General features: G+C 73.9%; 16 protein-coding genes. 12 read left to right on the forward strand and 4 right to left on the reverse strand.

From position 1 onward, the window contains the following. Positions 1-58 precede the first annotated feature (58 nt). From WCD74_RS18535 to WCD74_RS18545, 3 genes are read left to right on the forward strand one after another with little or no spacing between them, the layout of a single operon-like run. A complete protein-coding gene (locus tag WCD74_RS18535; RefSeq protein ID WP_337696350.1) occupies positions 59-334 on the forward strand; it encodes a hypothetical protein in 276 nt (91 codons plus the stop codon). Continuing rightward, on the forward strand, positions 334-561 hold the full coding sequence (locus tag WCD74_RS18540; protein WP_337696351.1) for a hypothetical protein: 228 nt from the start codon (positions 334-336) through the stop codon (positions 559-561). Before WCD74_RS18535 ends, WCD74_RS18540 begins: the two co-directional genes overlap by 1 nt. Further along, positions 561-986 carry a DUF6941 family protein gene (locus WCD74_RS18545; RefSeq protein WP_337696352.1) on the forward strand — a complete coding sequence of 142 codons (426 nt, stop codon included), beginning with the start codon at positions 561-563 and terminating at the stop codon, positions 984-986. The genes WCD74_RS18540 and WCD74_RS18545 overlap by 1 nt, the downstream gene beginning before the upstream one ends. A 72-nt stretch (positions 987-1,058) precedes the next feature. On the opposite strand, the gene WCD74_RS18550 is transcribed toward WCD74_RS18545, so the two are convergent. After that, entirely contained in the window at positions 1,059-2,063 is a 1,005-nt protein-coding gene (locus WCD74_RS18550; RefSeq protein ID WP_337696353.1) for a threonine aldolase family protein, read from the reverse strand. A gap of 18 nt (positions 2,064-2,081) precedes the next feature. Between WCD74_RS18550 and purB the strand changes: the two genes are divergently transcribed. The 3 genes from purB to WCD74_RS18565 all read left to right on the forward strand — a co-directional run bounded on the left by purB (position 2,082) and on the right by WCD74_RS18565 (position 5,222). Then, positions 2,082-3,500 carry an adenylosuccinate lyase gene (gene purB, locus WCD74_RS18555; protein ID WP_337696354.1) on the forward strand — a complete coding sequence of 473 codons (1,419 nt, stop codon included), beginning with the start codon at positions 2,082-2,084 and terminating at the stop codon, positions 3,498-3,500. Between the two features lie 11 nt (positions 3,501-3,511). Continuing rightward, on the forward strand, positions 3,512-4,411 hold the full coding sequence (locus tag WCD74_RS18560) for a phosphoribosylaminoimidazolesuccinocarboxamide synthase (protein ID WP_337696355.1): 900 nt from the start codon (positions 3,512-3,514) through the stop codon (positions 4,409-4,411). 94 nt (positions 4,412-4,505) lie between these two features. After that, positions 4,506-5,222: a DUF2334 domain-containing protein gene (locus WCD74_RS18565; protein WP_337696356.1), complete on the forward strand. Its 717-nt coding sequence runs from the start codon at positions 4,506-4,508 to the stop codon at positions 5,220-5,222. A 52-nt stretch (positions 5,223-5,274) separates the two neighbouring features. Here WCD74_RS18565 and WCD74_RS18570 read toward each other — a convergent pair whose 3' ends face one another. Beyond that, complete coding sequence (locus WCD74_RS18570; RefSeq protein WP_337696357.1) at positions 5,275-5,937, reverse strand: MBL fold metallo-hydrolase; 663 nt, start codon at positions 5,935-5,937, stop codon at positions 5,275-5,277. A 51-nt stretch (positions 5,938-5,988) separates the two neighbouring features. Between WCD74_RS18570 and purS the strand changes: the two genes are divergently transcribed. After that, the gene (purS, locus tag WCD74_RS18575; protein ID WP_337696358.1) at positions 5,989-6,237 is read left to right on the forward strand and encodes a phosphoribosylformylglycinamidine synthase subunit PurS; all 249 of its coding nucleotides are present in this window, start codon (positions 5,989-5,991) and stop codon (positions 6,235-6,237) included. Next, positions 6,234-6,911: a phosphoribosylformylglycinamidine synthase subunit PurQ gene (purQ, locus tag WCD74_RS18580; protein ID WP_337696359.1), complete on the forward strand. Its 678-nt coding sequence runs from the start codon at positions 6,234-6,236 to the stop codon at positions 6,909-6,911. The genes purS and purQ overlap by 4 nt, the downstream gene beginning before the upstream one ends. Here the strand turns inward: purQ and WCD74_RS18585 are convergent. Continuing rightward, the gene (locus WCD74_RS18585) at positions 6,895-7,458 is read right to left on the reverse strand and encodes a hypothetical protein (RefSeq protein WP_337696360.1); all 564 of its coding nucleotides are present in this window, start codon (positions 7,456-7,458) and stop codon (positions 6,895-6,897) included. The genes purQ and WCD74_RS18585 overlap by 17 nt on opposite strands. A gap of 273 nt (positions 7,459-7,731) precedes the next feature. Between WCD74_RS18585 and purL the strand changes: the two genes are divergently transcribed. Continuing rightward, a complete protein-coding gene (purL, locus tag WCD74_RS18590) occupies positions 7,732-10,023 on the forward strand; it encodes a phosphoribosylformylglycinamidine synthase subunit PurL (protein WP_337696361.1) in 2,292 nt (763 codons plus the stop codon). A gap of 74 nt (positions 10,024-10,097) precedes the next feature. Here the strand turns inward: purL and WCD74_RS18595 are convergent, their stop codons facing one another. Next, the gene (locus WCD74_RS18595; RefSeq protein ID WP_337696362.1) at positions 10,098-10,835 is read right to left on the reverse strand and encodes an SGNH/GDSL hydrolase family protein; all 738 of its coding nucleotides are present in this window, start codon (positions 10,833-10,835) and stop codon (positions 10,098-10,100) included. Positions 10,836-10,855: 20 nt separating this feature from the next. Here WCD74_RS18595 and WCD74_RS18600 point away from each other — a divergent pair, with 20 nt between their 5' ends. The 3 genes from WCD74_RS18600 to WCD74_RS18610 all read left to right on the forward strand — a co-directional run bounded on the left by WCD74_RS18600 (position 10,856) and on the right by WCD74_RS18610 (position 14,328). After that, complete coding sequence (locus WCD74_RS18600; protein WP_337696363.1) at positions 10,856-11,245, forward strand: sterol carrier family protein; 390 nt, start codon at positions 10,856-10,858, stop codon at positions 11,243-11,245. 79 nt (positions 11,246-11,324) lie between these two features. Further along, on the forward strand, positions 11,325-12,125 hold the full coding sequence (locus WCD74_RS18605) for an SAM-dependent methyltransferase (RefSeq protein WP_337696364.1): 801 nt from the start codon (positions 11,325-11,327) through the stop codon (positions 12,123-12,125). Further along, on the forward strand, positions 12,118-14,328 hold the full coding sequence (locus WCD74_RS18610; protein WP_337696365.1) for a putative bifunctional diguanylate cyclase/phosphodiesterase: 2,211 nt from the start codon (positions 12,118-12,120) through the stop codon (positions 14,326-14,328). The genes WCD74_RS18605 and WCD74_RS18610 overlap by 8 nt, the downstream gene beginning before the upstream one ends. Positions 14,329-14,372: the final 44 nt, after the last annotated feature.

A 14,372-nucleotide genomic window follows, 5' to 3' on the forward strand; every position in this document is an offset into this window, starting at 1 on the left:
CGCGCCCCGGTGGCGATGGCAACGAGGACGACTTTTCTGAGTAGCTAAGTTCGACCGTGTGGCGCAGCGCTTCTGGATCGCGGAGATTCGGATCAGCCCGGCCATGGAGACGAAGATCAGGACCAGGCGGTTCGTGACAGGCGACCAGGTCCGCGAGGCATGCGTACCCGACCACTACGAGCGTGCAGGCTGGGACGATGACCCCGTTCATGGCCGCAGGCTCGCCGTCCGTTGCACGACTGTGGACGGGGTTCGCCTCACGGTGCTGTTGCAACCCGTGGACGTCGAGGAAGGGATCTGGCGGCTTCGGACTGTGTTGAGGAGGATGGGCTGATGGACGCAGAGCGCGGCGCAGACGATGAGTTCGCCGAGTTCGATCTCGACGAAGCGCAGCTGGACGCGATCATGGACCGTGCGGAGCCTGCAGAACTCGTACGTAGACCTCAGGCAGCTGTCACCAAGAGCTTCGGGTACGGGTCGGCGGCGGTGACCCGCATGGCTTCGACGGGTACGTCTGCCGAGAACAGGACCATGGGCAACCTTGCGGTCATCCCGAATTGATGGCGTCTCCCGTTCAAGCTTCGTTGATTCTCTGCGATGCAGCCACCGCCGAACCGACGTCAGGCAAGGTCAACATGCTCGGCGCGGGCTGGTCAGTCACCTCGTCGCCCACAGGCCCTCAGGCCGTCGCTGTCCTGATCAAGATTCCGTGGGATCGGACCAATCAGCAGATTCCTCTTCGGCTGCAGCTCATGACCACCGATGGGGCACCGGTACGTCTGGAGCAGGCCGAGGGAGATGGCCGCGTGGGCGCGGAGGCGCACGTGGAAGCCGGCCGGCCTCCCGGTACGGCTCCGGGAAGTCACATCAGCGCCGCGTTCGTCCTCAATGTGGCTCCGCTCCCGCTGCCGGCGGGGCGCTATGAATGGCGGCTCGAGATCGACGGTGACACCGTTGCAGTGGCGGACTTCACGGCGCTCGCCTAGGGCGAGCCCGGAGTGGTGGCGGGGCAGCGCACGCTGAGTCTTCACGCTACGTGGGCCCCCCGACCCGACTAGCTAGGGCACCGGCAGCCCGGCGGTGCGCTCCAGGACCGTCTCGACGTCGGCCCGCGAGACGTCCCGGTGGGTCACGAACCGCACGCCCGGCCCGAACGGCACCGCGGCCACCCCGACGTCCGCGAGCTTCCCGACGACGGGTCCCGGCTCGGTCGTCGTCACCAGCACGATGTTCGTGTCCGGGGTCGACACCGGCCACCCCTGCTCCCGCAGGCCGTCCGCGAGCAGCGTCGCGTGCTCGTGGTCGGCGGCCAGGTCGGCGATCTGCTCCAGGGCGACGAGCCCCGCCGCCCCGACCACGCCGCCCTGCCGGATGCCGCCGCCGAGCATCTTGCGCAGCCGCCACGCCGCAGCGACGAACTCCGCCGAACCCGCCACCACCGAGCCCATCGGCGCGCCGAGCCCCTTCGACAGGCAGACGCTCACCGTGTCCACGTCCCCGACCAGCGCCGACGGCTCCACGCCCAGCGCCACCGCCGCGTGCCAGATCCGTGCACCGTCCAGGTGCACCCGCAGCCCGGCCGAGCGGGCCGCCTCCACCAGCGCGGTGTGCTCCCCGACCCCGGTCACCGCGCCCCCGCCGGCGTTGTGCGTGTTCTCCAGGCACAGCAGCCGCGAGCGCAGGCCGAAGTAGGGCGACGCCCCGCCCGCGGCGCGCAGCACGTCCGCCGGGTCCGGCCGCACCGGCAACGGGGTCGGCAGCCCGCCCGCGAGCCACGCCGACGTGCCCAGCTCCGCCTCCAGCACGTGCGCCCCGGCCGGCGCGAGGAACCGGTCGCCGCGCTCCAGGTGGTACATCAGGGCGATCGCGTTGGCCATGCAGCCGGTGGGGGTCCACAACGCGGCCTCGACGCCCAGGATCGCGGCCACCCGGGCCTGCAGCTCGGCCAGGGTGGGGTCGCCGTCCAGGACGTCGTCCCCGACGTCGGCGGCGGCCAGCGAGGACATCGCCTCCCGCATGGCGTCGGACGGCTTCGTCACGGTGTCGGAGCGCAGATCGAGCACGACCTATCCTGGACCACCGTGATCCCCAACGTCCTCGCCGCCCGGTACGCCTCACCCGCGCTGCGGGACCTGTGGTCGCTCGAGCGCAAGGTCGTCCTGGAGCGCGAGCTGTGGCTGGCGGTGCTCACCGCCCAGCGGGACCTGGGGATCGACGTCCCGGACGGCGTGCTCGACGACTACCGCCGCGTCGTCGACTCCGTCGACCTCGACTCCATCGCGGCCCGCGAGCGGACCACCCGGCACGACGTCAAGGCCCGCATCGAGGAGTTCGACGACCTCGCCGGGCACCAGCACGTGCACAAGGGCATGACCAGCCGCGACCTCACCGAGAACGTCGAGCAGCTGCAGATCCGGGACTCGCTGCGGCTGGTCGCGGACAAGACGGTCGCGGTGCTCGCCCGGCTCGCCCGGCGCGCGACCGAGTACACCGACACCGTCATGGCCGGCCGCAGCCACAACGTCGCCGCCCAGGCCACGACCCTCGGGAAGCGCTTCGCGAGCGCGGCCGACGAGACGCTGGTCGCGCACCGGCGCCTGGTCGAGCTGATCGCCCGCTACCCGCTGCGCGGGATCAAGGGCCCGGTCGGCACCGCGCAGGACATGCTCGGCCTGCTCGACGGCGACGCCACGAAACTGGCCGACCTGGAGCGGCGGGTCGCGGCGCACCTCGGGTTCGACGAGGTCCTGACCAGCGTCGGCCAGGTCTACCCGCGCTCGCTGGACCACGACGTGGTCTCCGCGCTCGTCCAGCTCGCGGCCGGGCCGTCGAGCCTCGCGACGACGATCCGGCTGATGGCCGGCCAGGAGCTCGTCACCGAGGGGTTCCAGGCCGGGCAGGTCGGGTCCAGCGCGATGCCGCACAAGATGAACACGCGCTCGTGCGAGCGGATCAACGGCTTCGCGATCGTGCTGCGCGGCAACGCGGCGATGGTCGCCGAGCTCGCCGGCCACCAGTGGAACGAGGGCGACGTCTCCGACTCGGTCGTCCGCCGGGTCGCGCTGCCCGACGCCTTCTTCGCGATCGACGGCCTGCTCGAGACCTTCCTGACGGTGCTCGACGAGTTCGGTGCCTACCCTGCCGTCATCGCCCGCGAGCTCGACCGCTACCTGCCCTTCCTCGGGACGACGGCCGTGCTCATGGCCGCGGTCCGCGCCGGCGTCGGCCGCGAGACCGGCCACGAGATCATCGGCGAGCACGCCCGCGCGGTGGCCCTGGACATGCGGGAGAAGGGCATCGAGCGCAACGACCTCCTCGCGCGGCTCGCGGGCGACTCCCGGCTCGGGGTCTCCGAGACCGACCTGGACGCCGCCGTCGCCGACCCGGCCGCGTTCGTCGGGGCGGCCGGCGCGCAGGTCGCCGCGGTCGCCGACCAGGTCGCGCGGATCGTGGCCGACGCCCCCGAGGCGGCGGCGTACACCCCGGGACGCATCCTCTAGCGTTGCCGCCCGTGGTGAGCCTTTCCGACTACCCGCACCTGGCGTCCGGGAAGGTCCGCGACCTCTACGAGGTCGACGACGAGACGCTGCTGCTGGTGGCCTCGGACCGGATCTCGGCCTACGACCACGTGCTCGACACCCCGATCCCGGACAAGGGCCGGGTGCTGACGGCGATGTCGGTGTTCTGGTTCGGGCTGCTCGGCGGCGCGGACGCCGCAGCACCGCCGGTGGCCCACCACCTCGTGGCGGCGCGCGACGAGCGCATCCCCGAGGAGGTCCGCGGCCGGGCCCTGCTGGTCCGGCGGCTCGAGATGGTCCCGGTCGAGTGCGTGGCCCGCGGCTACCTCGCCGGCTCGGGGACGACGGACTACCGGGCCACCGGCGCGGTCTGCGGGGTGGAGCTGCCGGACGGGCTGACCGAGGCCTCGATGCTGCCGCGCCCGATCTTCACCCCGGCGACGAAGGCCGCGGTCGGCGAGCACGACGAGAACGTCAGCTTCGAGGTCGTGGCCGAGCAGGTCGGCCGCGATCTCGCCGGGGCGCTGCGCGACGCGACGCTGTCGGTGTACGCCCGCGGGTCGGCCTACGCGGCGAGCCGCGGGATCATCCTCGCCGACACCAAGCTGGAGTTCGGCCGCGACAGCACCGGCGCGCTGGTGCTCGGCGACGAGGTGCTCACGCCCGACTCGTCGCGGTTCTGGCCGGCCGAGGACTACGAGCCGGGCCACCCGCAGCCCAGCTTCGACAAGCAGTACGTCCGCGACTGGTTGACCTCGCCCGACTCCGGGTGGGACCGGCACTCCGGCGAGGCGCCGCCCCCGCTGCCGGACGAGGTCGTGCAGGCGACGCGGGACCGGTACGTCGAGGCCTACACCCGCATCACCGGCCAGCAGTGGCCCCCGGCTCTTTGATCCGACTGCACACGGAGTTCACCTGCCCACAACGTCGGTGGGGCTTGATGGTGGCGTGCAGCCACAGCGTCACGGGTCGAGCTCCCCTATCGGCGTGCTCCCTTCCCATGCGCGTCTCCTCGTCTCGGTCACCGGCCTCGCCCCCGGAGCCCCGCTCGGCGCCGCGGTCGGTCTCTGCGACGCGCTCGACGCCCGCCGGGTGCCCCTGACCCTGCTGGTCGGGCCGCGCCCGCACCCCGAGGTCACCGCCTTCGCCGCCGCGCGACGCCGCGCGGGCGACGCGGTCCTGCTGCACGGTTTCCGCTCGGTGCACGACGACGCACGCCCCTACCGCCGCCTGCCCCTGCTGGAGGCGCGGCTGCGCCTCGCCGGGGCGTCGCGCTCGTCCGAGGCGCTCGGGCTCGCCGTGGACGGCTTCGCCGCCCCGGGCTGGACGGCCTCGCCCGGCACCCGCCGGGCGCTCGCCGAGACGGGCCTGGACCTGCTGCTCGACGACGCGGGCGTCCACCGCCTGGGCCCGCTCGGGGTCCCGACGACGAGCGTCGCCGGTCCCGTCACCGAGCCCGGCCGCACCGAGCGGTCGTCGCTGCGGACCCGCCTGACCCGGACCCGCCGTCCGGAACCGGCCGCGGCGCTGCTGCACCTCACGCTCGGCGCCGTGCAGGACCCGGGCGCCCTCCTGGCCGCCGTCGACGCGGCCCTCGCCGCCGGGGCGCTGCCCACCGCGGCCACGGACCTCGTCGGACGCCGCGCGAACCGGCGGACCGCGGACGGCTCCGTCGACCCGGAGCTCTGGTCGACCACCGCGTGATGTGCGCTCCGCGCACGTGAGCACTTCTCCGTGCCCGGACACGGACAACTGCTCACCTGAGCGGAGCTCCCACCCCCCGCGGCAGCACCCGGACGTCCGTGCCCTCCGGGGAGAGCGAGTCGAACAGGCCGTAGTGCAGGTCGGGGTTCGCCAGCACCGCCTCGTGGATCGGCACCGCGATCGGCGGGGCGACCGCGCGCAGGTAGTCCACGGCCTCGGAGACCTTGAGCCACGGCGCGCCGGTCGGCAGGAGCAGCACGTCGACGCCCGCCGGAGCCGGGACGTAGGCGTCCCCGGGGTGCATCACGGTGCCCCCCTCGGCGCGCAGCACGTAGCCGTTGTTCGGGATCACCGGGACGTCCGGGTGGATCACCGCGTGCTCGCCCCGCTCGGCGCCCACGACCTCGATCGACGTGCCCGCGACCTCGAACGTCTCGCCCGGCTCGCGCCGGGTGTGGTCGATCCCCCGCTCCCGGAGCACCCCCGCGGTGCCCTCGTCGACGACCAGCTCGGCGCCCGGGTTCTGCTCGAGCAGCGCGGGGAGCCGCTCGACGTCGAGGTGGTCGAAGTGCTGGTGCGTGACCAGGATCGCGTCGAGGCCCTCCAGGGTCTGCCAGCCCTCGGAGAACACGCCGGGGTCGAGCAGGACACGGGCGGAACCGGTGTCGACGACGACGCACGCGTGGCCGAGATGGACGAGTTCGGTGGCGCTCACGATCCCGGACTTCCCCCGGGGCGGCCACCGGCAACCCGGTACGGTTGACCCGTGCCCCGCGTGATCGTCGACGTCCTGCCGAAAGCCGAGATCCTCGACCCGCAGGGCCAGGCCGTGGCCCGCGCGATGGGCCGGCTGGGCGTCTCCGGGGTCGCGGACGTCCGGCAGGGCAAGCACTTCGTGCTCGACGTGGACGACTCGGTGGACGACGCCGAGCTGGAGCGCATCGCCGAGACCCTGCTGGCGAACCCGGTGATGGAGGAGTGGGTCGTGCGGCGCGAGGGGAACGGCGGGCAATGAGCGCGCGGATCGGGGTCATCACCTTCCCCGGCACCCTCGACGACGTCGACGCGGCCCGCGCCGTGCGGTACGCGGGCGCCGAGGCGGTGTCGCTGTGGCACCGGGACACCGACCTGCAGTCGGTGGACGCGGTCGTCGTGCCCGGCGGGTTCTCCTATGGCGACTACCTGCGGGCGGGCGCGATCGCCGCGCGGTCGCCGGTGATGGGGCCCGTCGTGGACGCCGCCCGGGCCGGACTGCCCGTGCTCGGCATCTGCAACGGCTTCCAGATCCTGTGCGAGGCGGGCCTGCTGCCGGGCGCGCTCGTGCGCAACACCGGGCTGCGGTTCATCTGCCGCGAGGTCCGGCTGCGAGTCGAGGCGGACACCGCCTGGACGGCCGGGTTCGAGCAGGGCTCGGCGATCACCGTCCCGCTGAAGTCCGGCGAGGGCCGCTTCGTGGCCGACGACGACACCCTGGACCGGCTCGAGGGCGACGGCCGCGTGGTGTTCCGCTACGCCGAGCCCGCGCCCAACGGAGCACTGCGCGACATCGCCGGCGTCTGCTCGGCCGACGGCCGCGTCGTCGGGCTGATGCCGCACCCGGAGCACGCGATCGACCCGCTGACCGGTCCCGGGGCGGACGGCCTCGGGCTGTTCACGTCCGTGCTCACCCGGCTCACGGCAGCAGCGTGACCCGCAGCTCCCACAGGTCGGCGTAGATCATCAGCATCCGCCCGCCGAGGTGGAGCACGACGCCGCGCATCTCGTCGGGGCGTTCCACGTGCGACACCACGCGGTCGACGTCCTCGAGGGCGTCCCCGAGGACCTCGTCGAACGGCGCGTGCCGCCCGACCGGGAGGCCCTCGTCGCCGTCGAACGGCGCCGGCAGCACGGGGACGACCGTGTCGCCCCGCGAGCCCGGGGCCACGGCGAGCACGATCTGCTCGCCGCCGTCGCCGGCGAAGACGAACTCGAGCATGCCCTGCGACGGGTCGACGTAGCGCGCGACCCCGGCCGGGACGCGCCCCTCGACGTCGAGCCGGTGGCGGCGGACCGCGACGAGTTCGCGGTCGAGCACCAGGGGGAGGGCGGCGAGCGGGTCGGTGCGGGGGGCGTCCGCCGGCTCGGCGGCGAGTACGGGCACGGTGGTCTCCGCGACGTCGGTGGACGTCGAGGGGAGCCACTGCGCCCGCACGGCGGCGGCCCGCTGTGCGGAGGCACTCACGGATGCTGCGGTCATGCGGCACATCATGAACGGGGGGTCCGACAGTCACGCGGATTGCGCGACACGCCACGCGGCAGACTCGCCGAGACGTCGTACTCGGGCCGTGAGCGGCCACCCGAACGACGGACACGGCGAGCGACCGGGATGTGCGGTCGGTGACGTACGACGAGTGACCGGTCGAACACGCGGCGACCCACTATTCAGCCGTCCGGGCCGTTTCGTTCGTCGCATCCGTGGGCACGATCACGGGCGCGGCGGCCGGACCGGCGCGTCAGTAGGGTCGAAGCCGTGACCGTTGCGGACCAGGCGGGCAGGACCACCCTCGACACGGTCGCGAACGCCGCCGCGACCCCGGAGCACCCCCAGCCCTTCGCCGCCCTCGGGCTGCGCGACGAGGAGTACGCCCGGATCCGCGAGATCCTCGGCCGCCGCCCGACCGACGCCGAGCTCGCCATGTACTCCGTGATGTGGTCCGAGCACTGCTCCTACAAGTCCTCCAAGGTGCACCTGCGCCGCTTCGGCGAGACCACCACCGACGAGATGCGCCGCCACCTGCTCGCCGGCATCGGCGAGAACGCGGGCGTCGTCGACGTCGGTGACGGCTGGGCGGTCACCTTCAAGATCGAGTCGCACAACCACCCGTCCTACGTCGAGCCCCACCAGGGCGCGGCCACGGGCGTCGGCGGCATCGTCCGCGACATCATGGCCATGGGCGCCCGGCCGGTCGCCGTCATGGACGGCCTGCGGGTCGGCCCGCTCGACGCCCCCGACACCGCCCGGGTGCTCCCCGGCGTCGTCTCGGGCGTGGGCTTCTACGGCAACTGCCTCGGCCTCCCCAACCTCGGCGGCGAGGTCGTCTTCGACCCCACCTACGCGGGCAACCCCCTGGTCAACGCCCTGTGCGCCGGGGTGCTCCGGGTCGAGGACCTGCACCTGGCCTTCGCCTCCGGCGTCGGCAACAAGATCGTGCTGTTCGGCGCCCGCACCGGGCTGGACGGCATCGGTGGCGTGTCCGTGCTGGCGAGCGAGACCTTCGGGGAGGGGACCGGCCGCAAGAAGCTCCCGAGCGTCCAGGTCGGCGACCCGTTCGCCGAGAAGGTCCTGATCGAGTGCTGTCTGGAGCTCTACCACGCCGGGCTCGTCGTCGGGATCCAGGACCTCGGCGGCGCCGGTCTCTCGTGCGCCACCAGCGAGCTCGCCAGTGCGGGCGACGGCGGGATGGAGATCGACCTCGACCAGGTGCACCTGCGCGCCGAGGGCATGACCCCGGCGGAGATCCTCTCCTCGGAGTCCCAGGAGCGGATGTGCGCGGTCGTCACGCCGGAGAACGTGGACGCCTTCCTCGCGGTCTGCGAGCGCTGGGACGTGACCGCCCGCGTGATCGGTGAGGTCACCGACGGCGAGAACCTGCGGATCACCGCCGGCGGCGAGGTCGTCGTCGACGTCCCGCCGCGCACCGTCGCCCACGACGGCCCGGTCTACTCCCGCCCCTACGCCCGCCCCGCCTCCCAGGACGAGCTCCAGGCGTTCACGACGGCGGGTCTGGCCCGGCCGTCGTCCGCGGCCGAGCTCGCCGAGCAGATCGTGCGCCTGGCCTCCTCGCCGCAGCTCGCCTCGCGGGAGTGGGTCACCGACCAGTACGACCGCTACGTCCGCGGCAACACCGCCGCCGCCACCCCGGCGGACGCCGGCGTGCTGCGCCTGGACGACTCGAGCGATCGCGGGATCGCGCTCGCCATCGACTGCAACGCCCGCTTCTGCCTGCTCGACCCCCGGGAGGGGGCCCGGCTCGCGCTCGCCGAGGCCGTGCGCAACGTCGCCTCGTCCGGCGCGCGCCCCGTCGCGGTGTCGGACTGCCTGAACTTCGGCTCGCCCGAGGACCCGGGCGTGATGTGGCAGTTCGCGGAGGCGGTCGAGGGGCTCGCGCAGGGCTGCGTGGAGCTCGGCGTCCCCGTCACCGGCGGCAACGTCAGCTTCTACAACCAGACCGCGACGACGGCGATCCTCCCGACCCCCGTCGTCGGGGTCCTGGGGCTGGTCGACGACGTGCACCGGGCGGTCCCGGCCGGCTTCGGCGCGCCCGGCGACGCGGTGTGGCTGCTCGGCGAGACCGCCGACGAGCTCGACGGCTCGGCGTGGGCCGGCGTCGTCCACGACCACCTCGGCGGACGCCCACCGCGCTGCGATCTCGCCGCCGAGTCCCGCCTGGCGTCGGTCATGGCCCAGGGCGCGGCGCAGGGGCTGTTCTCCGGCTCGCACGACCTCTCCGACGGCGGCCTCGCCCAGGCGCTGGTGGAGTGCGCGGTCGGCTCCCGGGTCGGCGCGGCCGTGACCCTGCCGCCCGGCGACCTCGACCCCGCGGCCGCCCTGTTCTCGGAGTCGGCCGCCCGGATGCTGGTCTCGGTGCCCGCCGAGGCCGAGGCCGACCTCGCCCGGCTCTGCGTCGACACGGCCCAGCCCGCGGCCCGCCTGGGGGAGGTCGGCGGCGACGTCCTCGCGATCGCCGGGGTCGACCCGCTCGACGTCGCCGAGCTCGTCATCGCCCACGCCGCGACGCTGCCCGCGGTCCTGGACGCCTGACCCTCCTCCGGCGTCAGCACTGCGGCCATGCTGACGCCGGACGTCACATCCGCCGCCACGACGACCGAAGCGGATCAGTCGAGCGCGGCGATCCACGCCCGGGCGTGGCGCCGGTAGCCCAGGCGGTTCGGGTGCGCGAGGTCCGGGCCGAACTGCCACGGCCACATCCGGTGCGTGGCCGCCTCCAGCTCGACCAGCCGCAGCCCCGGGAACCCGGCGACGACCTCGCGCGCGACGGCCGCGAGCTCGACGCCGGCCCGGCGGGCGGAGCCACGCTGCAGGTCGGGGACGTCGGCCACCAGGGAACCGTCGGGCAGCGCCGCGCAGAGCTCGGTGAACGTCTCCCGGTACTCCTCCGGCGACACCCCCTGCGCCGCGTCGTTGGTCCCGACGCCGAGGGCGACGAGATCGGCGGGCGGCAGGTCCGGGATCTGGTCGCGCAGCACGTCGGCCGCCGTCGCGCCGACCACCCCGAGACAGACCACCCGCACCCTGACCAAGGGTCGAGCTCCGCTGCGCTGCGTCTCCGGCCGTCGCGAACGCTCCTCCCAGGCCGCCGCCAACCGCCCCGCCCACGACGACGACGGGTCCGTCGACCCCATCCCCTGCGCCAGGGAGTCGCCGAGCGCCACCAGCGTCAGCGACCCGGGGGAGCGTCGCCGTCGGCGCCAGTAGGCCGCGTGGTCGGCCTCCATCGTCTGCGCGGCCACCAGACCGCGCCCCCACGCCACGAGCACCCCGAGGACCAGCACTCCGAGCACGCGGCGGACCACCACGGTCCGAGCTCGGCCCCGCTCCGTCTCCCGGTCCACGGCGCCTACATTCACACACGATGCCGAGCCGCCGCCCACCCGAGCCCGCCGAGGTCCGCGCCGCCCTGCTGGCCGTCGCCGACTGGGTCGACGACCCGGCCGCCCCGGACCCGCCCCGCCCGGACCGGGCCGCGGCGGTCCGGCTGTCACTCGCCGCGCTCGAACAGGTAGCACCGGGTCGCAGCGTCGAGGTGCGTATACCTCCATTCGGAGCAGTACACTGCGTCCATGGCCCCCGTCACACGCGTGGGACTCCACCCAACGTGGTGGAGACCGATCCGCGGACGTGGTGTGCCCTCGCCCTCGGCCGCCTCCGCTTCGACGAGGCCCTCGCGGCCGGACGGCTCACGGCCTCCGGCCACCGGGCCGGGCAGGTGGCCGCATCGCTGCCGCTCGTGGACCCGTCGTGAGGCGCTCGTCCGGTCGAGCGACGCCGTCCGCAGGCGCGTCGCGATCCGTATGCTCGCCCCGACGGAGGATGGTGACGGGGTGACGCGACCGGCTTGGGCTCCGCGGGAGGTCGACATCGACCGCCCCAGTGCCGCGCGCGTCTACGACTACTACCTCGGCGGCAGCCACAACTTCGCGGTCGACCGCGAGATGGCGCGCCAGGCCATCGCCGACTGGCCCGACCTCCCGCGGATCATGCAGGGCAACCGGGCCTTCATGCGCCGCGCGGTCCGCTACTGCTCGGCGCAGGGCATCGACCAGTTCCTCGACATCGGCTCCGGCATCCCCACCGCGGGCAACGTGCACGAGGTCGCCCGGGAGGAGAACCCGGAGGCCCGCGTCGTCTACGTCGACGTCGACCCCGTCGCGGTCGCCCACGCCCGGGCCCTGCTCGAGGGCGACGAGCGCACCGGCGTGGTCCGGGCCGACCTGTGCGACGTCGACGCCGTGCTCGACGACGCCGCCGTCCGCGCGGTCCTCGACCTCGACCGGCCGGTCGCCCTGCTGGCCGTGGCGCTGCTGCACTTCGTCGGCGACGACCGCCGGCCCGCGGAGGTCCTGGCCCGCTACCGCGACGCCCTCGCGCCCGGCAGCCACCTGGTCCTCAGCCACGCCACCGCGGACGGCGTTCCGGAGCGCGTCGACGACCACGTCGCCCTCTACCGCCGGACCGACACCCCCATGTCGATGCGCTCGCACGCGGAGGTGCTGCGCTTCTTCGACGGGTTCTCCCTGGTCGAGCCCGGGCTCGTGTACTTCGCGCTGTGGCGTCCGGACGACCCGGTCGGGGACCGCCCGGAGCGCTCCCCCGGCTACGCGGGCGTGGGCCGCCGTGACTGAGATCCGGACGTTCTCCGCCACCGGCGCGGTCGTCACGGCCGCCGACGCCAACGCCGTCGACGTCCTCGCGCGGGAGTGGGCGGCCGAGGTCGAGGGCACGAGCTACGTGCCCATGGGCTCCGACGAGCTCGTCGAGTACCTGACCGAGATCACCGCCGACCTGGTCGCGGCGCTGCGGGCGCGGCCGATCCGCACCGAGGTCGGGCACGACGCGGGCCGCCGGCTGGTGCACGCGCACTTCACCGGGCCCTCCACCGTCGAGCGGACGCTGATGCTGCTCGCGGCCCGGATCCCGGACCTGCTCGGTGAGGCGGTGCGCGCGGACGTCCTGGCCCTCGTCGGGGCCCTCGCGGCCGGCTACGCGACGACGCTGCGCGACCGCACGCTCGACGAGCAGGAGGCGATCCGCCGCGCGGTGATCGTCGCCCGACACCAGACCGAGCAGGCGCTGCACGCCAGCGAGGCCCGGTTCCGGGCGATGTTCTACGAGGCCGCGATCGGCATCGGGCTCGGCGACATGCAGGGCCGGATCGTCGAGGTGAACCCGGCGCTGACCCAGATGTTCGGCTACACCGCCCAGGAGATGCGGCGGCTGACCGTCGGGGAGATGGCGCACCCGGAGGACCTGCCGTCGGTCTGGGTGCTCTACGAGCGGCTGCTCGCCGGCGAGGTGGACAACTTCCGCGTCGAGAAGCGGTTCTACCGCAAGGACGGCGAGGAGATCATCTGCAACCTGACGTGCTCGCTGGTGCGCGACGAGCGCGGGCGGCCCTCCTACCAGGTCGCGATGCTCGAGGACGTCACCGAGCGGCACGAGCTGCAGTCCCACCTCGAGTACCAGGCCTACCACGACACCCTGACGACGCTGCCCAACCGCGCGCTGTTCTCCGACCGCGTCGACCGCATCTTCGCGACGACGCCGCCGGGCTCGACCCGGCGGGTCGGGCTGTGCTTCCTGGACCTCGACGGCTTCAAGGCGGTCAACGACTCGCTCGGGCACGAGGTCGGGGACTCCATGCTGCAGGCGGTGGCCGACCGGCTCGCCGAGCAGGCCGCCGACGGTGAGCTCGTGGCGCGCATGGGCGGCGACGAGTTCGTGGTGCTGGTGGAGAACTCGCGCGGCGTGGAGCAGCTGATCGCGCTCGCGGAGCGGATCCTCGCCGCACTCGCGGTGCCCCTCGAGCTCGCCGGCCAGGAGCTCACGGTGTCGGCGAGCATCGGGATCGTCGAACGGCCCGTCGTCGGCGGGGACCCCTCGGAGCTGATGCGCGCCGCCGACATCACGCTCTACTCGGCGAAGGCCGACGGCCGCGGGCGGTGGGCCCTGCACGACCCCCACCGCGACGAGGCCGAGATCACCCGCTTCGCGCTCTCGGCGGCCATGCCGGCGGCCATCGAGCGCGAGGAGTTCTTCGTGCTCTACCAGCCGCTGGTGTCCATGGCCGACCACGGGATGCGCGGCGTCGAGGCCCTGGTCCGCTGGCACCACCCGCGCCTGGGCGTGCTCGGCCCGGGCCGGTTCATCGGGCTGGCCGAGGAGACCGGCGCGATCGTCCCGCTCGGGCACTGGGTCCTCGCCCGCGCGTGCCGGGACGCGCGGCGCTGGTACGACGAGTTCGGCGAGGACGCCCCGTTCGTCTCGGTCAACGTCGCGCCGCGCCAGCTGCACGAACCGTCCCTGCTCGCGGACGTCGAGCAGGTCCTGGCCGAGACCGGGCTCCCCGCGCGCCTGCTGCAGATCGAACTGACCGAGCGGGCGCTGACCACCGACGAGGGCGCCCCGCTCAAGACGCTCGACGGGCTGCGGGCGCTCGGCGTGCGGATCGCGATCGACGACTTCGGCACCGGCTACTCGAGCCTGTCCTACCTGCGCACGCTCCCCGTCGACGTCATCAAGCTCGACGGGTCCTTCGGCGAGCGGCTTCGTGCGGAGGAGGTCTCCGACACCGTCGACGAGCGCATCGTCGCGACCCTGGTCGACCTCGGACACGCGCTGGGCATGACGGTGTGCGCCGAGGGCGTGGAGACCTCGGCGCAGGCCGGGCGGCTGCGCCGGCTCGGGTGCGACGAGGGCCAGGGCTGGCTCTTCGCCGCGGCCCTGCCCCGGGAGGACATCGGGGACGTCCTGCGCGATCCGGACGCGCCGTCGTGGCCCGGGCCCGCCGAACCCGACGCGGACCGGGCGTCGTCGTCCTCCTCGTGAACGGCAGGTGTCGCCGGACTCACGGCGCGGCGGGCGCCGAGGCC

Source organism: Actinomycetospora aurantiaca (assembly GCF_037401875.1).
GTDB classification, from domain to species: Bacteria; Actinomycetota; Actinomycetes; order Mycobacteriales; family Pseudonocardiaceae; genus Actinomycetospora; species Actinomycetospora aurantiaca.